General features: G+C 62.6%; 13 protein-coding genes, 1 tRNA gene and 4 pseudogenes. 7 read left to right on the forward strand and 11 right to left on the reverse strand.

From position 1 onward, the window contains the following. Nucleotides 1-14 precede the first annotated feature (14 nt). The gene (locus ACYG9Y_RS20715; RefSeq protein WP_031253329.1) at nt 15-1,067 is read right to left on the reverse strand and encodes a substrate-binding domain-containing protein; all 1,053 of its coding nucleotides are present in this window, start codon (nt 1,065-1,067) and stop codon (nt 15-17) included. Nucleotides 1,068-1,296: 229 nt separating this feature from the next. Between ACYG9Y_RS20715 and ACYG9Y_RS20720 the strand changes: the two genes are divergently transcribed. The 5 genes and pseudogenes from ACYG9Y_RS20720 to ACYG9Y_RS20740 all read left to right on the forward strand — a co-directional run. Continuing rightward, a complete protein-coding gene (locus tag ACYG9Y_RS20720) occupies nt 1,297-2,103 on the forward strand; it encodes an IclR family transcriptional regulator (RefSeq protein ID WP_023748648.1) in 807 nt (268 codons plus the stop codon). Nucleotides 2,104-3,429: 1,326 nt separating this feature from the next. Further along, a complete protein-coding gene (locus ACYG9Y_RS20725) occupies nt 3,430-3,747 on the forward strand; it encodes a hypothetical protein (RefSeq protein ID WP_031196696.1) in 318 nt (105 codons plus the stop codon). Between the two features lie 68 nt (nt 3,748-3,815). Next, nucleotides 3,816-3,929 (forward strand): annotated as a pseudogene (locus ACYG9Y_RS20730) (SDR family NAD(P)-dependent oxidoreductase); the annotation flags it as partial. Between the two features lie 81 nt (nt 3,930-4,010). Then, nucleotides 4,011-4,091: pseudogene (locus tag ACYG9Y_RS20735) on the forward strand (alcohol dehydrogenase catalytic domain-containing protein); the annotation flags it as partial. A 4-nt stretch (nt 4,092-4,095) separates the two neighbouring features. After that, a pseudogene (locus ACYG9Y_RS20740) lies at nt 4,096-4,229 on the forward strand (glutathione-dependent formaldehyde dehydrogenase); the annotation flags it as partial. A gap of 467 nt (nt 4,230-4,696) precedes the next feature. Here the strand turns inward: ACYG9Y_RS20740 and ACYG9Y_RS20745 are convergent. Both ACYG9Y_RS20745 and ACYG9Y_RS20750 read right to left on the reverse strand, forming a co-directional pair. Further along, nucleotides 4,697-4,773: transfer RNA gene (locus ACYG9Y_RS20745), tRNA-His, on the reverse strand. Between the two features lie 345 nt (nt 4,774-5,118). Further along, entirely contained in the window at nt 5,119-5,577 is a 459-nt protein-coding gene (locus ACYG9Y_RS20750) for a phasin (protein ID WP_023669330.1), read from the reverse strand. A gap of 324 nt (nt 5,578-5,901) precedes the next feature. On the opposite strand from ACYG9Y_RS20750, the gene ACYG9Y_RS20755 reads away from it, so the two are divergent. After that, entirely contained in the window at nt 5,902-9,906 is a 4,005-nt protein-coding gene (locus ACYG9Y_RS20755; protein ID WP_023697295.1) for a PAS domain S-box protein, read from the forward strand. A 264-nt stretch (nt 9,907-10,170) separates the two neighbouring features. On the opposite strand, the gene ACYG9Y_RS20760 is transcribed toward ACYG9Y_RS20755, so the two are convergent. Beyond that, a complete protein-coding gene (locus ACYG9Y_RS20760) occupies nt 10,171-12,141 on the reverse strand; it encodes an acetoacetate--CoA ligase (protein ID WP_023738252.1) in 1,971 nt (656 codons plus the stop codon). 366 nt (nt 12,142-12,507) lie between these two features. On the opposite strand from ACYG9Y_RS20760, the gene ACYG9Y_RS20765 reads away from it, so the two are divergent. After that, entirely contained in the window at nt 12,508-14,361 is a 1,854-nt protein-coding gene (locus ACYG9Y_RS20765) for an AsmA family protein (RefSeq protein WP_023681868.1), read from the forward strand. A gap of 42 nt (nt 14,362-14,403) precedes the next feature. Here ACYG9Y_RS20765 and ACYG9Y_RS20770 read toward each other — a convergent pair whose 3' ends face one another. The 7 genes and pseudogenes from ACYG9Y_RS20770 to ACYG9Y_RS20800 all read right to left on the reverse strand — a co-directional run bounded on the left by ACYG9Y_RS20770 (nt 14,404) and on the right by ACYG9Y_RS20800 (nt 22,530). Continuing rightward, nucleotides 14,404-15,222, reverse strand: coding sequence for an ABC transporter permease (locus tag ACYG9Y_RS20770; protein ID WP_023669326.1), 819 nt, complete (start codon nt 15,220-15,222; stop codon nt 14,404-14,406). After that, nucleotides 15,219-16,184: an ABC transporter permease subunit gene (locus tag ACYG9Y_RS20775; protein ID WP_031195899.1), complete on the reverse strand. Its 966-nt coding sequence runs from the start codon at nt 16,182-16,184 to the stop codon at nt 15,219-15,221. The genes ACYG9Y_RS20770 and ACYG9Y_RS20775 overlap by 4 nt, the downstream gene beginning before the upstream one ends. Nucleotides 16,185-16,193: 9 nt before the next feature. Next, complete coding sequence (locus ACYG9Y_RS20780) at nt 16,194-17,333, reverse strand: ABC transporter ATP-binding protein (protein ID WP_023697298.1); 1,140 nt, start codon at nt 17,331-17,333, stop codon at nt 16,194-16,196. Between the two features lie 83 nt (nt 17,334-17,416). After that, a complete protein-coding gene (locus ACYG9Y_RS20785; protein WP_023681872.1) occupies nt 17,417-18,514 on the reverse strand; it encodes a polyamine ABC transporter substrate-binding protein in 1,098 nt (365 codons plus the stop codon). A gap of 424 nt (nt 18,515-18,938) precedes the next feature. Beyond that, nucleotides 18,939-19,891: pseudogene (locus ACYG9Y_RS20790) on the reverse strand (DMT family transporter). A 161-nt stretch (nt 19,892-20,052) separates the two neighbouring features. Beyond that, nucleotides 20,053-20,952, reverse strand: a complete 900-nt coding sequence (locus tag ACYG9Y_RS20795; RefSeq protein ID WP_031253330.1) for a DUF2167 domain-containing protein — start codon at nt 20,950-20,952, stop codon at nt 20,053-20,055. 150 nt (nt 20,953-21,102) lie between these two features. Continuing rightward, nucleotides 21,103-22,530, reverse strand: coding sequence for a helix-turn-helix domain-containing protein (locus tag ACYG9Y_RS20800; RefSeq protein ID WP_023738250.1), 1,428 nt, complete (start codon nt 22,528-22,530; stop codon nt 21,103-21,105). Nucleotides 22,531-22,547: the final 17 nt, after the last annotated feature.

Genomic DNA, 22,547 nt, shown 5'->3' on the forward strand with positions numbered 1-22,547 from the left:
ACAACCCTTCAGGCTTATTTCTGAGCCAGCAGCTTCTTGAACAGCTCCTCATCGTAAGGAGAAAAGATGTAGCCGTCAGCCGGGAAGTCCTTGGCCCGGGCGAGGTATTCGTCGATGTTGGAATTGTCGATCACCGGCAGCGGAATCTTGACGAAAGCCGGCACATCCTTGCCTTCCAGCGCCTGAACGGCGGTGTAGGTGGCGAAGGCGCCGAGCCAGTTCGGCTGCATCGTCGCCCAGCTCTTCAAGCCCTTTTCTTTCCAGAGTTCCAAAAACTGCCGGGCGTTCTCACCGGTGATCGGCACCTGTTCACGGCCCTGCTTGTCGAGGGCCAGCACGGCGCCTGCCGACAGAGCGCCGCCGAGCGACAGGATGCCGTCGATCTCGGGGTTGGCGAAGAGCAGGCTGGTGACGGCTTCCTGTGCCGGCGCGACGTTGTAGGGCGTGTTGGTCTCGGCAAGCACCGTCACGTCGGGATGGGCCTTGAGCTCAGCGTCGGCGCCTTTGCGCCTGTCATCGCTGACCGAAACCCCGGCGGGGCCATTGAGGATCAGGATCTTGCCCTTGCCGCCGATGGCATCGATCAGGAACTTGGCGGCCTGGTCGCCCCATTGCGAAGAATCGGTGTTGACCTTGGCGGTGACCTTGTCTGTGTCGACGAGGCTGTCGAAGTTGATGATGGCGATGCCCTTGGCGCAGGCGTCGGCCAGAACGCGTGCCGGTGCGGTCGACGAACCGGCGATCAGGATGATGGCGTCGACATCGGAATCGATCATCGACTGGATCTGCTGGATCTGGACGTTGGCATCGCCCTGAGCGTCGGTGACGACGAGCTTGTCGGCCAGTCCCTGCTTCTTCAGGGTCTCGACTTCGGCTTCGATCGTGCCCTGGGTCTGCTTCATCCAGGTCGGCACGGAATAGATGTTGGCCCAGCCGATCGTGTACGGCGCCTTGCGGTCGCCCTTGATGCAGTTGGCGGCAGCATTGGCCTGCGAGGCGACGCCAAAGCTCAGCACGAGACCGAGGCAAAGCGCGCTGGCGGATGCGAAAAACGGTGATTTCATCATGACTGTTCCCTTCAGAGGTTGTGGCCTCGACGTGCAGAACAAGGGCGAGGAAACCCGTCGGTCGCCGGGTCTTGGAAACCGTGTGTCCTCTCGGGATTTGTCTGCGTCCGGCTCGTTAGTTTGTCTGGTATTTCAGACAATGTGTCTGTATATCGGACAAATTGGATGCTAGACCGAGCCTTGACATCTTTCAAGCGCCTTGAGACGAGAACCGAAATGATTTTGGCGGATGGTCATGAGCGACGGCACTAACGATGCGATCGGGAAGGAAGCCGGCGCGGAGCCGCGCAACGGCGAACGACGACGCGGCATTGACCGCGTCATCATGCTGCTCGAGGCGTTGCTGCGGCACCGCGCGCCAATGCGCGTCGGCGACATCGCCAAGATGATCGGCGCGCCGCGTTCGACCACCTACGAGATCGTCAACAGCCTGCTCGACGCCGAAATGCTCGAAAACGTCGGCGGTGAAGGTTACGTCTATTTCGGACGCGCCATGCATCTGTTCGGCTGGGCCTACTCACATCACAACGCCCATTACCGTCGCATCATCGAGACCTTGGATAAGTTGGCCGCCGAGACAGGCGAGACGGTCCAGCTATGCGGCCTGCGTGGCAACAAATACGTCGTTCTGGACTGCCGAGATTCGCCGGGCCCGTTCCGGATCTCAAGCGATGTCGGGGTCGAGGTGCCGATCCCATGGACGGCATCCGGACGGCTGCTCCTCGGCCATATGAACGAGCAAGAGTTGAGGGACTTCATCCCATCTGGCGACTACAAGCTTCCCGACGGCCGCATCATTGCACCAGCCGAATTCTTTGCCGATGTTGCCCTGGCCCACCGGCAGGGTTTCAGCGAGACCGCCGCTCTGGCGGACCGCTTCACCTGGTGCATGGCAGCGCCCATCCACGACGGCCACGGCGCCATCAAAAGGACCTTGTGTCTGGTGTTACCCGTCGACACGCCGGAGCCACGGCGCGACGAACTGCTTGCCTTGCTGCGCGAGCGCGCCCGTGGACTGTCTCTGGCGGGAGGCTGACGATCAGCCGTCGTGCCCTCTGGTTGAAGCCTCTTAAAGGCACATGGATTCCGCTCTTCCCCATCGGTTCCATTTAGGTTCGGGACCTTAGTCCCATAGTCGGTGGATAAGGTCCGAACCAGGGAACACGCAACCGGAAGCCACATTAGGAGAAGACCGTCGATCAAAGTCCCTTCATCGCCGGTTGAGGATCCCGCCGCTCTTACTGTCGAGAGCGCGGCGGGATCCTTACGCGCGGAGCGAGCACATGAGATTTGTCGAAATTTTCACAGATGTGCTTACGGCCCTGCTTCTCGCTTTATTCGTGTGCGGGATATTCGCTGTTTTCGGAGGCCATCTGGTTCCTCCACGCTACGCAAAGATGGTGTTGCTGCCGGACCTCGATAAGATGACGACTGCATCATCTACACCCAGCTTGCCCGATTCCATCGACTTGCAAGTTCAAAAGCGCCCAGAGGTGCAAAGGTCTGCCGGCGTGACACAGCGCGCAGTCGGTCTGGAGCCGCCAGTGCCATCCAGCAAGCGGTAAGAATCAGCGGAGGTTTCCCCAGCTATCAGAGAGCGCCGGCGATTATTGACAGACCCGGCTCTTGAAATTGGCTGAAATCGCCGCTCCACATTTCCGCATCTGTTTGAATTGTGTTTATCAACTAGTGCGAACGCTATGGCGAAGCAGGTTGAGTTGGCGGCGTTCCTGGCTGATCCCCGCCAGTGCTTGATCGCGGCGTGGGATCCTTGTCGAGCTTGGGATTTCGGTCCACCGGTTCGCCATTCACATCATCGGCCTTGGAGTTTGCGGGGTCCGTTTGGCCAGGATTTGGGCTGTAAGTATCTGGCGATGGAACCCGGCTGTTTTGTTGTGTCGCCGGTGTCTTAGCCTGCTCGCCATAGATTTCAGCGATCCCCCAGGCAACGAGCGCCAAGACAAGGCCTGCCAAGAGCACGCCAAGGACCGGTCGCCCCAAGCCACCCTGCCTGGCCCGCTTTTCCGGAATGTTTCTGCTCATGATCGCAACCTTGGGCTAAGAGGAGTGGCCCGCGCTCCAGGAGCGAAGACGCGGGCAGTCAAGAGCTCCGGCAGTCGGCCATGCGGCGAACAGGGAACTCGCTGCACATACCGAACTCGCTGGCGCTGTTGATGTTCCCACGGAATCCAAACAGCGCGCCGCCGGGAGCCGGACTGGCAATTTGGGTTGGAGTGGCTGGAACGAGCCAGCTCAAGGTCAACGAGCGGCGGTGTGCGTAAGCGGGCATTGCGAGCCAGACTGGAACTTTGCCGAATCTGCCGCGTTGCCGACCATGGCCGCCAGCGGCAGGAGCATCATCATGAACGTCGAACGTAACCCGGCCGAAGACAGAGGCGATATTCAGTCTGGGGTGACAGAGGACAAGACGCCGGGATTCGACCCGGCGGCGGCGCCTATGGAAACCGATGCCGAAGCAGCAGACACCTGCGCCGTGCCGGTTCCCGCAGCGACGGGCACGCCGGCTTTCGCTAATCAAGCAAGCTTCGCCAATGCGATGCGGCGGCCGGACGACGAGCGAGCCCCGGCCCCGAGTAAAAACGGCCCGGTGCTGGCCATTGTCGCGCTTGTCGTCGTTGCCGCCGTCGTGTTCGTTGTCGCCGCGATGCTGGCGCGATAGCAGATCCTGCGCTTGCGCCAAACCTCTGCCCTGCGAAGCGATCAGGGATGCGGTCGTGGCAGCAGGCGATCAGCGGCTGGAAAAACAAGCTGCAGGTTGCAGCGGCGCATGGCACGCCGGCCGGCACCCTGGCCGAGCAGCATTGCGGCATGGCCGAACCCGGCTCGGCCGCCAAGGGTTGAGGCCGGATGCTCGTTGGAAGCGGGAACATTTCACATCAAGCCAAGTTCGGGCTCGCAGGGCTTGTCGTCAAGGAACAGCACATGAAGGCCCTCACATGGCACGGCAAAGGCGACATACGTTGCGAACAGGTGGCCGATCCGACGATCCAGGATGAACGCGACATCGCTGCAGAAAGTTCAGAACGGCGATATCGACCCGTCATTCCATCGCGCTGGCCTCAAGGCCGGGCCCGAACTTACAAAACCTTCCGCGACAAGGAGGACGGCTGCATCAAAGTCGTGATGCGCCCGCACGGCTGACCGTTCTGTCCAATGGCCCGACTTTGTTGTCCGGCCGTCTGCATGCTGAAAAGGCGAGAGTTGAAAATGGCCAAGGATAAACCCGCATCGACAAACCCGGCCGCCACACCCCCGGTCAGGTCGCCTGAGGCCGCCGGTTTGCCACATCCCCGTCGCGATGCTGAAGACAGCGATTCCGGCGCCAAGCCGACGGCACCCAAGACCGCTGGCGCCCAGCAAGCGTCCAGATCGCCACTCGACAGCCGCATTGCAAATCGCAATGCCGGCCGTCCTCGTCAGGCAGGCACGACGCCTCGGCCGACCGACGAACCGCTGGAGTAAAATGAAACCTAAGCTGCGGCGCGGGTATCCGCACCGCGGTGTGTGTGCGCAGTCAGGGTCTTCCTGCCCTGCCGACAGGGCCATACAGGTCTTGATCTCTCGTGGATCGTCGGGATCGGCAATCAATACTTTAGCGGGAAATTCGATGGTACCGTTGGCTGGGATCGAACCAGCGACCTCCGGATCCACAATCCGGCGCTCTAACCATCTGAGCTACAACGGCACGTTCGCCTGAGCCAGATCGTGGTGAAAATTCATTCTCCGAGATCCGCTCTGTCGTTCGGCGATGCGTCCAATACGGTCTATCAGAGACTAATTCAAGGCCTTTGATAAGGCAAAGCCGGTCTGCCAACAGACGCCCGTTTCTTCGGCAAAAGAAAAAGGCCGGCGGGAGGAGGTGCCGGCCTTTTCCTGTTACGAGCCAGCGGGAGGAGGTGCTGGCTGGTCACCCCGGAGAGCAGAGGGAGGAGGTTCCACTCGCCGGGTATTCATTTGGACAACTCTATCGCACACCTATTTGTCTGACGAAATGCGACGTTTTGATGCATCGCAGAGTTGTGCGCAATTATTAGGCGGCCTTGATGTCCTTCAGGGCCTTCTCGAAAGCGGTCTTGACCGGCTTGGAGACGTCTTCGGCAGCCTTCGAAGCAACAGCCTGGAAGTCCTTGGCCTGCTCGACCGTGGTCTCGACGCGCTTGCGCAGGAAGGCGGTCTGCAGTTCGACTACTTCCGACAGCGACTTGGCGCCGATGAGGGCCTCGAGATGCGAGAAGCCGGCTTCGGCATTGGCGCGCAGAGCGGCGATCGTCTTGAGCGACAGGTCGCTGGAAACGGTCTTGGCAGTCTCGAAGGTCGATTCCAGGACTTTCTGGGTCTCTTCGGCGCCGGTCTTCAGCTTGGAGTAGGCTTCCTTCGACTGCTCGACGCCCTTTTCGGCGAAAGCGCGGATCTGGTCGGTTGCCTTGGAAGCGTCGAAGCTCGGGAATTCGACGTTTTCGATGGTCTCAGCGGTCTTGGCCTTGGTCATTTTCCATCCTTTCGGGGTAGCGGCTTTGACAAAAAGCCGTCTCGTTCATGTATGATGGCAATATAGCGGTTTTTTTGTGCGATGCAATATCTTTGTTGCAGTGCACCATAAATTTCTTCCCATGCGTCACCCAAGAGGTTATCCAGGGACATTCCGAGACGCTGTTAACCAAGTGGCCAGAGATTCCACCTGCTTCCCGCCATGGCTTGTGGACCTTCGCCGCGCGGGCTTTTATTAACAAAGCGTTAACTGCAAATTGCCCGCCTTGTAGGTTCGCCAAGAGGGGTTCGCCAAGAGGTTTCACCGAAAGGGTCCGCCAAGCGCATGCCTTCCGAGAACTACTCTTTCCTCGATGTCGCCGTGCTTGATGCGGTTCGCCAGCGCTTCGCCGCCGGCGACGCGATCGCGATTCTGTCGGCCGACCTCGAACAGGTGATCTGGGCCAACGGCCCGGGCGCTGCGGTGTTCGGCTATCCCGATATCGAGGCCATCATCGGCGCCTCGGCTCAGCTGCCGCTGATCGCCAGGCGCCAGATCATGGCGACCGCGGGCTTCCCGCAGATCGGCAGCGACCGCGCCATTACGGTACGGCTGGCGACCGGCATCACCAGCCGCGCCGTCGGCTTCCTGGCCAGTGCGGTGACTATGCCGGACGGCGAAAGCGCCATTATGCTGGTGGTGCCGGCAGCGCAGGCCGGCTCGCGCAGTGCTGCCGACATTGGGACCCGCGCCATCAGCGGCTTTACCGAAGACGGCCATTTCATCGCCTTTGTCGACGCCGCCGGCACTGTCGAGGCGGCTTCGGATGGCTTTGGCGCGCTCGCCATCCGGCCTGAGACGCTGGCCGCGCTTGTCGCCGACGTGGCGAGCCAGGACGACCGCATCGTCAAGCGGCTGGTCCCCGGCGGCGCCACGTCCTATCCGGCCGGCTTCGCGCGCCTGACCGAGTCCAGGCATCTGCTGGTGGTCATCGACGAGGATCAGCTCGGTGAGGAAAATCCTGTCGGCGAGCTGGATGCCGAACCTGCTGCAGCGCAGGTCGACGATGGCCCGGCGCAAGCCGCCGCGGAGAACGCGGTAACGGTGGATGCGGTGGCTGACCACCCCACCGCAAGCGGGAATCAGGGCGCCCCACTCGCGGCCGCGCCTGATGTCGGGGAGACAGGTCCGGCTGCCACCGAGCATGATGCTTCGGCGTCAACCGATACAAAGGCGGACCATCGCGAGCAGACGACCGGCCGCGAGCAGGCGGCGAATGACAGCGCGCCGGCGCAACATGATCATTGGTACTTCCATGCCGGCGAAGAGCCGCAGGCGGGCGAGCCGGACAGCCCGGCGCAGGCCGAGCCGGACTCTGTTTCCCCGGCCGAGAGTGCGCAGTTGGACAGCAGTGCCGCTGCGCCCGCCCTGCCGTCCGACGCAGCCCCACCGGCTGCGCCTCCCGCCAAACGTGAGGTCGACCGCTCGGCGCCGCCGCTGCGCTTCGTCTGGCGCACCGACGCCGAGGGCAAGTTCAGCGCGCTGTCGCCGGAATTCGGCGACATTGTCGGCAAAGCCGCCGCCGACGTGATCGGCCGCCGCTTCAAGGACGTCGCGACAACTTTCGGCCTCGACGCCTCGGGCGAGATCGCGGGCCTGCTTGAACGGCGCGACACCTGGTCGGGCCGCTCGGTACTGTGGCCGGTTGCCGGCTCCGACCTGAAGATACCGGTCGATCTGGCAGCACTGCCTGTCTATGGCCGCAGCCGCGCCTTCGAAGGTTTTCGTGGTTTCGGCGTCGCCCGCGCCGGCGATGCGGTGGTCGATCCGGAAGCAATCGGCATGGCGCTGGTCCCCAATGGCGCGCCAGCGGCAGCAGCTGAGCCGGCCCCGGAACAGCCCGTGGCGGAAGCTCCCAAGGCGGCCGATCCGTTCGAGGGCGAAGTGCCGGCACTGACCATCGTGCCGAAGCAGGAACGTCGTTTTGCCGACAAGGTCATCCGGCTGGCCGAGCATCGGCAGCCCGCCAACGACAAGCAGCCGACAAGCGAGAGGGGCCTGTCGACGCTGGAGCGCAGCGCTTTCCGCGAAATCGGCGAGCGGCTGAAGAAGGACAATCCCCCGCCGGAGCAGCCGGAGACTGCCAAGCAGGCCGAACCGGCCAATCCGGATCAGGTAATGCCAGACCAGGCCAAGGCAGATGAGCCCAAGCCGGATCATGTCGAGGCGGACCAGCCTGAAACAGCCGCGCCAGCCCGACAACCCGCCGAGGTCTCGAGTCCGGACGAAGCCGGCCCGGCTGCCGTGGCTGAACCATCGGCAGCCGCACCCGAAAGCGAAACGGCTGAGGCCGAACCGCCGGAAAGCGATGCCGAGGACGAAAAGGACCTGACGCGGCTTGACGGCGAGCAGCCGGACGACGGCCTTGCGGACAGCGAAGCAGGCGAGGCGAAGGCGCCGACAGTGTCGCGCTCCCTGCTCGACTATGCCGATCCCGAACCAGGCTCCGTCACCGAAGACAGTACGGAAGCAACGTCGTCCAACGACGAACTTGCGCCGGCTTCCGAACCGGATGATACGCAAGCCCAAGAGATCGTCGAGGCCGCAGAGCCACAGCCGGTTGTTGCCGAGACGCCGGCCAATGCCGGTGAAGACGACAGCATGACGTCGGCCGACTTCCGCGATGCCGAGGACAATGAGGATTGGGCGCCGTCCGACGAGGCGACCGATTCCGCCGTGGAAGACGGGGACAAGGCCGGCGATGCGGACACAGTGCCGGCAGAACCACAGCGCCTGAAAGTGCCGCCGCTCAAGCTTGAGGGGTTCATGCCTTCGGCATTCTCGGCCGGAGATGAACACAAGGCCCCTGACACGTCGATCCTCGGCAAGCTGCCGGTGCCGCTGCTCATCCATTCGGGCGACGAGCTTCATTACGCCAATGAGGAATTCCTCGGCCTGACCGGCTATGACACGCTTGAGGACCTGAGCGACGCCGGCGGGCTCGACGCGCTGTTTGCCGATCCCTATTCAGAAATGGCCGGCGAAAGCGACCACACACTCAAACTGAAGACGCGCGAGGGCCAGGAATTTCCGATCGAAGCCATTTTGCGTTCGGTGCCGTGGCGCGCCGGCAAGGCGCTGATGCTGGTGGTGCGACGTACCGGCGATAACGAGCCGCCGATGGTTGCGCATCTCGCAGCCGAGGAGCAGACGCAGCCCGATGTCTCCGAACTCAAAGCGCGCATTGCCGAGATGCGCACCATCATCGACACCGCGACCGATGGTGTGGTGTTGATCGGCCGCGACGGCGACATCCGCTCGATCAGCCGGCCGGCCGAGGCGCTGTTCGGCTTCGACAGCGACGACGTCACCGGTAAACCGTTCGCCTCGCTGTTTGCCATCGAAAGCCAGCGCGCGGCGCGCGACTATCTGAACGGCCTGTCCGAGCCCGGCGTGGCGAGTGTGATGAACGATGGCCGCGAGGTGATCGGGCGCGAGGCGCAAGGGCGCTTCATCCCGCTGTTCATGACCATCGGCAGGCTGCCCAATGACAGCGGCTTCTGCGCCGTGGTGCGCGACATCACGCAGTGGAAGCGGGCCGAAGAGGATCTGACCCAGGCGCGCGCGGTGGCCGAGCGCGCCTCCTCGCAGAAGACCGATTTCCTCGCCCGCATCAGCCACGAGATCCGCACGCCGCTCAACGCCATTATCGGCTTTTCCGAGCTGATGGTGGACGAGAAGTTCGGCCCGGTAGCCAATGACCGCTACCGCGACTATCTCAGAGACATCAACCGCTCGGGCAACCATGTGCTCGATCTCGTCAATGACCTCCTCGACATTTCGAAGATCGAGGCCGGCCAGCAGGAAATGGACTACGAGGCGGTGTCGCTCAACGATACGCTGGCCGAGACGGTGGCGATGATGCAGCCGCAGGCCAACCGCGAGCGTGTCATCATCCGCTCCAGCTTCGCCTCGCGACTGCCGGAAGTCGTCGCCGACCTCAGAAGCGTGCGCCAGATCGCGCTCAACATCCTGTCCAATGCCATTCGCTATACGCAAGCCGGCGGACAGGTGATCGTGTCGACCGCCTATGAAACCTCCGGCGACGTTGTCATGCGGGTGCGCGATACCGGCATTGGCATGAGCCATGCCGAGATCGAGCAGGCGCTGAAGCCGTTCAAGCAGATCAATGCGCTGAAGCGCGGGCGTGGCGACGGCACCGGTCTCGGCCTGCCGCTGACCAAGGCGATGGTGGAAGCCAACCGCGCCCGCTTCACCATCACCTCGACGCCGGGCGAAGGGACGCTGGTCGAGGTCGCCTTCCCGTCGACGCGGGTGCTGGCCGAATAGGCCGGCGATTTCCGGGCGAGAATCCCGGACAAAGAAAAGGCGTCCAACAGGACGCCTTAAATGGGATTTGCTGTCACAACGGGGGCTTGAGCGAATCTGATCCTCAGGGGACGAGGAACGGGATTTCTCCCTCAAGTTACGTGCGACTATCGACGCCGGGCCTTAACAACTCCTTACCGGCCGTCCAAAAAATTTACGAATGTGTACCACTCATGAAATCTAGGTAAATTCGACCGACATATCTGGTTAACCATCCCGGCCGCGTCACTCAGCCAGCTGCGGCAGGTTCCTGAACAGCTCCAGCGCCTCTGGATTGGCCAACGCTTCCTTGTTCTTGATGGCGCGGCCATGCACCACGTCGCGCACTGCAAGCTCGGTGATCTTGCCCGATTTGGTGCGCGGAATGTCGCTGACGGCGACGATCTTTGCCGGCACGTGGCGCGGGCTGGCGCCGCTGCGGATCTTGGAACGAATGCGCTTTTCCAGATCCTCGTCCAGCGTCACGCCGGCGGCCAGCCGCACGAACAGCACGACGCGGACGTCATTGTCGAAATCCTGACCGATGCACAGCGCCTCAAGGATCTCCGGCATCTGTTCGACCTGATTGTAGATCTCCGCCGTGCCGATGCGCACACCGCCCGGATTGAGCGTCGCGTCGGAACGGCCGTGGATGATCATGCCGCCATGCGCGGTCCATTCGGCGAAGTCGCCGTGGCACCAGACATTGTCGAAGCGCTCGAAATAGGCGGCCTGGTATTTCTTGCCCTCAGGATCGTTCCAGAAGCCGATCGGCATCGACGGGAACGCTTTTGTGCAGACCAGCTCACCCTTTTGCTCGCGGATCGGCTTGCCGTCATCGTCCCATACATCGACGGCAAGGCCGAGGCCGGGACCCTGGATCTCGCCGGTCCAGACCGGTTGCGTCGGTACGCCGAGCACGAAACAGGAGACGATGTCGGTGCCGCCGGAAACCGAGGCGAGATGTACGTCCTTCTTGATGCCGCCATAGACGAAGCGGAAATCCTCCGGCGACAACGGTGAGCCGGTGGAGGAAATAGCCCGCACACTCGACAGATCATGGCTGCGGATCGGCTTGAGCCCGGCCTTGCGCACGGAATCGATGAATTTGGCTGAGGTGCCGAAAAAGGTCATCTTCTCGGCATCGGCGAAGCTGAACAGCACATTGCTGTCGGGGTGGAAGGGTGAGCCGTCATAGAGCAGCAGCGTGGCGCCCGAGGCCAGGCCCGACACCAGCCAGTTCCACATCATCCAGCCGCAGGTGGTGAAGTAGAAGAAGCGGTCGCCTTCGACGAGCCCGGCATGCAGCCGGTGTTCCTTGACGTGCTGGACCAGCGTGCCGCCGGCCGAATGGACGATGCATTTGGGAACGCCGGTGGTACCTGACGAAAACAGGATGTAGAGCGGATGCGCAAACGGCAGCCGCTCGAACGTGACCGCTTTGGCGGCAAAGGGTGACAGCGCCTCTTCGAGCGCCACGGCCTTATCGATGACCGCGGCGATGTCACGCGAGGTACCGAGATAGTCGACGATCAGGACCTTGGCTACTGTTTCGAGCTTCGCTGCAACGGCAGCGATCTTGTCGGCGACCTCGATTGCCTTGCCATTGTACCAATAGCCGTCCGGCGCAATGAATATGACCGGCTCGATCTGGCCGAAACGGTCGAGCACGCCCTGCTCGCCGAAATCGGGGGAACAGGACGACCAGACCGCGCCGATGGAGGCGGCCGCCAGCATGGCGGCGACGGTTTCCGGCATGTTGGGCATCATCGCCGCGATGCGGTCGCCCTTTTTCACCTTGAGCGACAGGAAAAGCTGCTGAAAGCGCGAGGTCAGCTGGTGCAGTTCGCTCCACGACAGCCGCCGCTCGATCTTGTCCTCGCCGCGAAAGACGATCGCGTCACCGGAACCGGTCTTCTTCAGCAGGTTCTCGGCGAAGTTCAGCGTCGCTTCGGGAAAGAACGATGCGCCGGGCATCTTGTCGCCATCGACGAGCACGGGCTCGCCCGCATCGGTCCCTTTGTCGCCGACAATGCCGCAAAAGTCCCACAGCAGGCTCCAGAAGCCCTCGCGATCCTCGACCGACCAGCGGTGCAGTTCGGCGTAGGAGGCGAAGGATGTGCCGCTTTTGGCCGCTGCTGCCTTCATGAACGCGGTCAGTGGTGCTGCGTCGATCTGGTCTTGCGTCGGGGTCCAGAGCGGTGCTTCGGCAGCCATTATCGATCCTCCTTGAAGCCCGTCGCGTCGCAAGATAGATATGCTTTTGTTTTGATGCACGTCGTTGTCCCGGAACCGCTGCACTCTTCCGGGCGACATGCACTAGCCTCAGCTTTACAGGCGCGCTGTCCCAAAAACGCCGCGCCTCGTAGCAGGCTGAAGCTGCATCGCTTATGCCTACCACCGTGCGGCAGAGCAAGATTTTGTTCCGCTAAACTCGGCCATGTGTGCGCAATTGCCATCGCCGGGCCATAAAGACTTGAAATGCCTCAGCCCTAAGTCGTAGTGACGACTGGAAGGCGTGGTGACGACTGGCGGTTACACCCGTCAGACGATTTTTATCGGAATGAAAGCAACCGGGGCAATATGCCATCACCTTTGATCCGGCGCGGAATATGGGCGATCGGCGTTGCCGTGCTCGTCATCGCGCTGGTCGTCGCCGCTCTGCCGCTGATTGCCTCGACCCGGATCGTGCGCGATCGCATTGCCTGGGAGATGAGCGCGTGGAGCGGATTCAGGGTCACCATCGCCGGTTCGCCGCGCATCGAGGTGTGGCCGAAGTTCCGCGCCATATTGAGCGACGTCACGCTGTCGCAGTGGACCGAGACCGACGCGCCGCCGGTGATCGAGGCCGAACGGGTCGAGGTCGACCTTTCGGCCATGGCGGCGCTGCAGGGCGATGTGGTGTTTTCGACGGCGCGGCTGGTGCGGCCGACGATCCGGGTCCAGCGCGCCGCAAACGGCATATTCCTGCCCGCCATACCAACGGGCGGACGCATCACCCGCTCCATCGACACGGCGCGCGGCGTGGTCAACGCCGATCCGACGAAGCCGGATCTGAGCAAGCTGCCCGCCGATCCGTTCGGCACCGTGGAATTCAGGGACGGCCGTATGGTCGCCTCCGTCGGCGGCAAGGACGTCGAATTGCTGACCAGCCTGTCCGGCCAGGCGAGCTGGGCAGCGATGAACAGCAACGCGACCTTGTCGGCGACCGGAATCTGGCGCGGCGAGAGCGTCACCGTCGATGCCGCCTCGCCCAAGCCGCTGGTGCTGTTTGCCGGCGGCGCCGCACCGGTCACGTTTTCGTTCAAGGCAGCGCCGGCCAGCTTCTCGTTCGACGGCACGGCCAGCATGTCGCAAAACGCCTATTTCGATGGCCAGGCGAAATTCGCCGCGCCCTCGCTGCGGCGCGTGCTGGAATGGTCGCAGGCCGGCATTGCTCCTGGTACGGCGATCGGTTCGGTCTCGATTTCGAGCAAGATCACGGCGACCGCCGGCCGCGTCAAATTCGAAAACACCGCGGTGACGCTCGACAACAACCCGGGAATGGGGGCGCTGGATTTTTCGTTCGGCGACGCCTTGCCGGTGATATCAGGCACACTCGCCTTCGATACGCTCGACCTCAGGTCGCTGTTTTCGGCCTTCACGCCGCTGGCGCCGACCGGCGAGACCGGTCCCGGCGAAATCGACACCAGCTTCGCCGACCGGATCAATCTCGATCTGAGGCTGTCAGCGGCGCATGCCTCGGCCGGCGCAATCCAGCTTGCCGACGTCGCCGCCACGGCGCAGGTGAAGAACGGGCTTGCCGTCTTCGATATCTCCGATGCGTCGGCCTTTGGCGGCAACGTGCAAAGTAGCCTGCGTTTCGACCGCAAACCGGAGGGCTCGCAGGTCGAGATCCGGCTGCTCGCCTCCGACATTGACGGCGCCGCTTTCGGCACCGCGGCCGGAATGACGCGGCTGGTGCCGGCCAGCACCGGCACTGTCTCGGTCATTCTCAAAGGGCCGGGCAAATCCTGGGACTCGATCTTCGAGAACGCGGACGGCTCGGTCTCTGCGACGTTCGGGCCGGGCGCGCTGAGCGGGCTCAATTTGCCGGCATTTCTGAAGCACACGGAACAGGGCGGCTTCTTCGCGCTCGACGACGTCTCGGACGGGACACTGCCGATGGACGGCGCCGAGCTCAAGGCCACCATCTCGAAGGGTGTGGCAAGGCTGGACAAGGCCGAGGCCAATTCGGCGAAATACAAGGTCTGGCTGTCCGGCATCGCCTCTTACGGCGGACGCGGGCTGGCGCTTTCGGGGGGTGTCACCCAGGCCGACCCGGCAGCGGCACCGGTCAATGGCCAGCAGGGATCCAACCAGTCGTCATTCTTCGTCGGCGGCACCTGGAGCACGCCGTTCATCTCGCCGATCAGCCGCGGCGTCTCAGGCGAATAGGCGGACCCTTACCGGGACCGCCCTATCCCTCGTTTGACGCAATCAACCGCGCTGCGCGGCCTGTTCGTCGAGCTGGCGTTGCACCTCACGCCGCTTGTTGGCGACCGAAGCGATGATGACGCCTACCGCCACGACGGCGATCAGGATGGTGCAGGCGGCGTTGATTTCCGGCGTCACGCCGAGACGCACCTGGCTGTAGATCTTCATCGGCAGCGTGGTGGCGCCAGGCCCGGAGGTGAAGGAGGCGATGACCAGGTCGTCAAGCGACAGGGTGAAGGCCAGCATCCAGCCGGAGACGATGGCCGGCATGATGACCGGCAGCGTGATCTGAAAGAAGGTCTTTACCGGCGTTGCGCCGAGGTCCAAGGCAGCTTCTTCCAGCGAACGATCGAACGACACCAGGCGCGACTGCACGACGACAGCCACGAAGCACATGGTCAAGGTGATGTGAGCAAGCGTCACGGTCAGGAAGCCACGGTCGAGACCGACGGCAACGAACAGCAGCAACAGCGACAGGCCGGTGATGACTTCCGGCATGACCAGCGGCGCAAACACCATGCCGGAAAACAGGATGCGGCCGCGGAAGCGGGTGTAGCGGGTCAAGGTCAGTGCTGCCAGCGTGCCGAGCACGGTTGCCACAGTGGCGGAGATGACACCCACACGCGCGGTCACCCAGGTGGCGTCCATCAGCCCCTGATTGTGGAACAGCGAGGCATACCATTTGGTCGAGAAGCCGCCCCAGACGGTGACCAGCTTCGACTCGTTGAAGGAGAAGACGATGAGCAGCACGATCGGCAGATAGAGAAAGGCAAAGCCCAGCACGACCGAGGTGACGTTGAAGCGGCTCCAGGTGGCGTTCATTTGTCCTGCTCCTGGGCGCGTGCCTGGGCCTGCTGGAAGAGCATGATCGGCACGATCAGGAGCAGCAGCAGGATGACGGCGACGGCCGACGACACCGGCCAGTCACGGTTGGCGAAGAATTCATTCCACAAGGTCTTGCCGATCATCAGCGTCTGCGAGCCGCCGAGCAGATCGGGAATGACGAACTCGCCAACCGCTGGAATGAACACCAGCAGGCAGCCGGCGATGACCCCGGGCAGCGACAGCGGGAACGTGATCTTCCAGAAGGCTGATGTCGGCGGGCAGCCGAGATCCTTTGCCGCCTCGATCAGCGAGTAATCCATCTTTTCCAGCGACGAATAGAGCGGCAGCACCATGAATGGCAGGTAGGAATAGACGATGCCGATGAAGATCGCCGTGTAAGTGTTGAGGATGATCAGTGGCTGATTGATGATGTGCAGCGACAACAGCATCTGATTGAGCAGACCCTCGGGCTTGAGGATGCCGATCCAGGCATAGACGCGGATCAGGAACGACGTCCAGAACGGCAGGATAACCAGCATCAGCAAGGTCGGACGGATCGTCGCCGGCGCGCGGGCCATGCCGTAGGCGATCGGGAAGCCGACGAGCAAGGTCAGGATCGTCGAGACAGCAGCGATGATAACACTGGTCACGTAGGCTTTGAAGTAAAGCGCGTCCTGCGTTAGCCAGACATAATTGTCGACGCTGAGTTCGCGGAAGCGGACAAAGAACCCGGACACGCCGTCCCTGAAATCGAGCGCCGGCGTGTAGGGCGGCATGGCGATCGCCGACTGCGACAGCGAAATCTTGAAGACGATGATGAACGGGATGAAGAAGAAGAACAGCAGCCAGAGATAAGGCACGATGATGACGAGCCGGCTGACAAAGCCGGCACCGAGCCGCATCAGGAACGGTTTGGCCGCGGCCGATGGACCGGCGTCGGTGAGTGCAATGTTGGACATGGCCGCCCCCTACCGTGTCAGCACGACGCCGGCATCCGGCCGGAAGGAGACCCAGGCGCGGTCGTTCCAGGTCAGCGGGTCCTCGGTGACTCGCGCCGCGTTGAGCGCGCTTGCCCTGATGATCTGCCCGTCATCCAGCCGGATGTGGTAGACGGTCATGTCGCCGAGATAGGCAACGTCGTAGACCTCGCCCTCAAGCGCATTGACTGCGTCGGCCGGTTTCTTCGACGACACCTTGATCTTCTCCGGCCTGATGGCGAAGACGATGTCGGAACCGGCCTTTGTATCGGTGCTGTTTTCGACGACGATCTGGGCCCCTGTCGCGCCGGTAATGCGCGTGGTGTTTGCCGCACGCTCGGCGACCTTGCCTTCGAACATGTTCACATTGCCGACGAAGTGGGCAACGAAGCGTGAGCTCGGCGCCTCATAGACTTCCGCCGGCGTCGCCACCTGCATCACCTCGCCCTTGTCGATGATGGCGATGCGGTCGGCCATGGTCATCGCCTCTTCCTGGTCGTGGGTGACGACGACGAAGGTAAGGCCGAGATTTTGCTGCAGGTCCATCAGCTCGAACTGCGTTTCCTCGCGCAGCTTCTTGTCGAGCGCGCCGAGCGGCTCATCGAGCAGCAAGACTTTTGGCCGCTTGGCAACCGAGCGGGCGAGCGCGACGCGCTGGCGCTGGCCGCCCGACAATTGGTGCGGCTTGCGCTTGGCGAACTGCTCTAGCTTCACCAGCTTCAGCATCTCGGCGACGCGCTTTTCGATATCCGGTCCCGGCATGCCTTCCTGCTTGAGGCCGAAGGCAATGTTCTTTTCCACGCTCATATGCGGGAACAGCGCATAGGACTGGAACATCATGTTGACCGGGCGGCGGTAGGGCGGGATGCCGCGCAAGTCCTGGCCGTCGAGAAGGATACGGCCGGCGGTGGGCTCCTCGAAGCCGGCAAGCATCCGCAGCAACGTCGACTTTCCGCAGCCCGACGCGCCGAGCAGGGCGAAGAACTCGCGCTCGAAAATGGTCAGCGACAGATTGTTGACGGCGGTGAAGTCACCGAACTTCTTGGTGACGTTCTCGAATTGGATATATGGCTTGGCGTTCGGGTCGTTCCATGGCGCGAAATCCCTGCGGATGCTGCCAAGCGATTTCATGTCCCACTCCGTCCTATTTTTTTGCTTCTTGCCCCAGAGAAGAATGGTCCCGGCAGGTGGCTGCCGGGACCATGTCGCATTGCTTACTGGCCGGTGACGATCTTGGTCCAGCTGCGCGTGATCAGGCGCTGGGTCTTGGGATCGTAGGGCTGGACCGTATAGAGCTTTTTCAAGGTCTCGGCGTCCGGATAGACCGCCGGATCATCCAGCAGCGCCTTGTCGACGAACTGCTGCGAAGCCTTGTTGCCGTTGGCGTACAGCACATAGTTGGACGACTTGGCGATCACTTCCGGCTTCATCATGTAGTTGAGAAATTCGAGTGCCTCGGCGGCATGCGGCGCATCGGCGGGAATCGCCATCTGGTCGAACCACATCTGGGCGCCTTCCTTGGGTACGGAATAGCCGATCTCGACGCCTTGCTTGGCCTCGACCGCGCGGTTGCGCGCCTGGAAGACGTCACCCGACCAGCCGACCGCCAGGCAAATATCGCCGTTGGCGAGCGCGTTGATGTATTCGGACGAATGGAATTTGCGGATATACGGCCGCACCTTCAGCAACGTCTCCTCGGCCTTGGCGATGTCGTCAGGTGAGGTGCTGTTCGGATCGAGGCCGAGATATTTGAGCGCCGCCGGAATGATGTCGGCCGGCGAGTCCAGCACATAGACGCCGCAGTCCTTCAGCTTGGCCAGGCTGTCGGGATTGAAGAACACATCCCAGCTGTCGATCTTGTCGGTGCCGAGTGCTGCCTTCACCTTCTTGATGTTGTAGCCGATGCCGACCGTGCCCCACATGTAGTTGATCGAATATTCGTTGCCCGGATCGTATTTGGCGGTGCGCTCCGAAACCGTGTCCCACATGTTGGAAATGTTGGGCAGCTTCGACTTGTCGAGCTTCTGGAACACGCCGGCCTGGATCTGGCGGGCCAGGAAGTTGCCGCTGGGCACGACGACGTCATAGCCGCTGCCGCCGGCAAGCAGCTTGGTTTCGAGGATTTCATTGGAATCGAAGGTGTCGTAGACGACCTTGATGCCGGTCTCCTTGGTGAAGTCGTCGATGATCGAACTGTCGATGTAATCCGACCAGTTGAAGACGTTGACGACGCGATCCTCGGCATGGCCGCCGACGGCGAAAAGCGTCAGAAATGCCGAGGTTGCCGAAAGCCAGAGCGCTTTGCGGATCATGCTGTTCTCCTTTGATGAGTGTTCCTTCGCCAAGTCGTCGCTGTTCGAGCGCGATTGGGCATTTGCTTCAGAGTATTGAGCTTTCCGGGCAGCCACAAGCATGAACTTCCAGCGCCGTCCGGGCGGTTCGACGAGCGGCAGATGATGGCTCTGTGTGCCCGCATGGCGGGCGCGCTGACGCCGTCAGAGGCTTTCGCCGTGGCGCGGGCAGGGATACGACGCTGTGGTCCGGTCTTGGTCCGACCGGCGGGGACACTTGGCAAGATAAGCCTGTCTTGTTGTTGCCGTGCCCCAGCCTGCCCGTGCCGCAGCAAGGTTGTCAATGGCCCGCGCGGGGCAAGCCCGGTCCATATGGCGTGCGGCTTCGTTAATTAGGAAAGACGAGCCTAATAGGGAGAGACGTTGTCAACCAAGGGAAAGGCGGTCAATTAGGCGATGGCAGGCCGCTGGTCCCCGGCCGTGCAGCCTCGCCTGGCGCTTGAATTCAAGCCCGATATGGAGGAGCAGCGCGGCGACCACCACCGCGCCGCCGATGATGGTGCGCACCGAGGGCACCTCGCCATGGACGAGCCAGACCCAGATCGGTCCGAGGATCGGCTCGAACGTGCCGAGGAGTGCTGCGATCGCCGCCGGAACCAGCCTCGCGCCGGTGGCGAAGAAGGCAAGGCCCAGCCCGAGATTGATGACGCCGAAGGCAAACAGGAAAGCCATGTCGTGGGCCGACGTGGCAAACTGCGTGGCTTGCGATGCGGCGAAAGCCGCTGCCAGCATCGTGCCGAGGCACGTCGCCGGCGTCATGCGCACATGGGCGAAGCGCCGGGTGATGACAGTGGCGATCGAGAACATGACGGCGATCAGCAGCGACAGCCCGTCACCGATGGGCGATACGGCGCCGTCGAGCGATTCCGACACCATGATGGCGACGCCGGCGATGACGGCGGCGATCGCCACCCAGGTCGCGACGGCGACGCGTTCGCGAAACAGCACCCAGGCAAGCAATGCCGCCAGCAGCGGCACACCGGCCTGCATCAACAGGATATTGGCAACGGTGGTGTAGGCGAGCGCGACAACGAAGCACGTCGACGCCGTGGCGAAACAGACGGCCACGGCAAGGCCGGGCAGGCCCATGTCGCGAAACAGCCGCAACATGCCGCGCCAGCCGTCGCGCCAGGCCATGAAGCAAATCAGGAACACAGCCGCCCACAGCGATCGCCAGAACACCACGGTCCAACTGTCAGCGGTGTCGATGAAGCGGGCGATGGTGCCGCCAAAGCTCCACATCAGCGCCGACAGGAACACCAGCAGCAAGCCGACCCGCTCTTCGCGCGGCGAGACGATCGGCGGTGCGGCGATTGGAGAAGATGCGGTATCGGTCATGGGGTGCGACTGTCGGCTATCTCGGGGCGGCATGATGCACAATGGACGACAGAAACGTGCCGTATTCGCCTAGCGCATAGGCTACCGCCGGACGTGATCCAGCCCGGCATTCCCTTTGGCGCACCGCCAACCGGCAGCCATACGGGCAAACACCGCCGTTTCTAGGACGTGCCCTTGTTGCCGCGGATAAAGCGCCAAAGACCGGCCAACGGTACCAGCAGCAGAATGCCGAACTTTTTCAGGGCGATGACCGCGACCGCAATCAGGCCGGCCTTTGCCGCGAGTTTTCCGGCGATGAGGCCGCCAATGCCAACCGCGGCGACCGTGTCGGTGCCGGGCAGAAAATCGGTGTATTTCTTGCCGGTGTTGAAGTCCGCCACGCCCAGCACTTCGTCCAGGCTCTGCTTGATCTCCGGCAATTGTTCAACCGTAGCGATGTAGCTCATCACGAAGACGCCTTCCCGGCCGAGGAAACGGACGTCGTAATTGAGCGTGTGGACGGTATCGTCTCCGAACTGCAGTTCCTTGGCCCAGTGCAGCCGCTTGTGGACGAAATCATAGACCGGCGGCGAGGCCCAGCCGATTAGCTTGATCGGGGGAAAGCCGTCCTTTACCCGCTGATCGTTGGCCGACAATGTGTCCGCCTGCATGCTGCTCAGCAGTTCGGTGTAGTCGATGGATGCGGCGTCGGCGTCATCGACATGGCCGATCTTTTCATAGCGCAATTCGATGCCCCAACCCTTGCCGGCGATGGGCTCGTACTTGGCCGGGAAGATCATGCCGATTGCTTCGGACGCGGTATCAGGCGGATTGCCCCAGGCCTCGGTCAGGACGGACGTCGCGTCCTTCTTGCCCAGAAAATAGAACTTGTCCTTGAGATCGAGATGGATGCCTTCGGGAAGGTCGACCGCGCCGGTCTTTGGATCGATCTTGTCCAGGAATGCCTTGCCGTCGTCACTATACTGTTGATAGTCCTTGAAGAATTCCGAGGATTTTTCTGCCAGAACAGGCCCCGCCAAAAGGGCAAGCGCCACGCCAAGCCACAAAGCTTTCCTGTTCATAAGCCGTCCCCCCTTGGCTGCCCTGCAGCTCACCTTCGATAGCGCAGCGCCGATGCTTAATCAATATTTGGTTCGGTGATGGTTCGGGCCGCGCTCTATTGCTTTAGCGCAAACAGCTGCAGTCTTCCGCGACCTCCAGCCCGAGAAGCATCACTGGAAATCGAAGGCGCTCAGGCCCGTCACCATCTCGTCGAGGCCCAGCGGACGGGTCACCGGCGGCTCGGCGCGGGCGAGGCAGCCGATGCGTTCGCACAGCCGGCAAGCGGGACCGACCAGCGTGGCGGCGCCCTGTCCGGCCTTTGCCGGCAGCCCGGCGCCATAGACGATCTCGTCGCGAAAGCCGATATCGCAGCCCAACAGCAGCGCGGTGCGGCGCGGACGCTCGGAGAACGAACCCTGCGGCCCCTCGAGCGTGCGTGCGATGCAGAGGAACTCGGCGCCGTCGGGCATTTCAACCGCCTCGACCAGGATTTGGCCAGGCGAAGCGAAAGCGGCATGGACCGGCAGTTTCGGGCAGCCGCCGCCAAAGCGGCTTTGCGGAAAGCCCTGGCCACCGGCCTTGCGGAAGCGGTTACCGGCATTGTCGACCTCGAGCATGAAGAACGGGACCCCGGACAAGCCAGGACGCTGCAGCATGGTCAGGCGGTTCGCCGCCTGTTCGAAGGAGACGCCGAAACGCGAGCGCAGCACATCGATGTCGTAACAAGCCCGCACGGCGGCGGCATGAAAGGCCTGATAGGGCATCATCAAGGCATGGGCGGCGTAGCGGCCGAACTCGAAGCGGGCGAGCCGGCGGGCTTCGTCCGTACCGAGCTTCAGCGCCTGAATTTCGCCGGCGACAGCGACCGTCATGCGGATCAGGCAGGCCTCCATGGCGACTTCGCGCAACTGGTCGAACGGCGACAGCCGCTCCGATAGAAAAAGACGCTGCGAATGACGGTCATAACGGCGGCGCCAGTTCGGCATGGTGGCCACCGGCAGCACCTTGACGACGATGCCATACTCGCGCTTCAGCCACGCCTTCAGCGCGCCGAACAGATCGTCGCCGGGGTCGAGCACCGAGGTGAAGGCCTCGGCCTCCTCCTCGAGTGCTGCAAAATGGTTCGGCCGGCGCTCGAAAATCTCGTGCACTTCGTCGATCGGCAGCCGCGCACCGGACAGCGCCGTGGCGCGGCCCTCGCGCGCCAGAAGCTCGTTGAGATCGGACAGCCGCTCGACCTGCTCGCGGTAAGCGCGAAACAGTTTTATCATCGCAGCCGATGCGTTGGGGGCGGCCTCGGCCAGTTCGATCAGTTCCTGGTCCCCCGGCAATTCACCGGCAAGCAGCGGGTCGCCGAACACTTCCTTCAAGGCCGAGATCGACCCTCTCGCCTCACCCTGCAATTCATGCGGGTCGACCTTGTAGACAGAGGCCAGCTTTAGGATCAGCTGCACCGTCAGCGGCCGCTGGTTGCGCTCGATCAGGTTGAGATAGGACGGCGAGATGCCGAGCCCCTCTGCCATCGCTGTCTGGGTCAGGCCTTTGGCGATGCGGATGCGGCGGATGCGCGGCCCGGCAAAGATCTTCTGGTCGGCCATCGGCTTTCCTTGACAGG

The organism is Mesorhizobium sp. W050 (assembly GCF_054719535.1).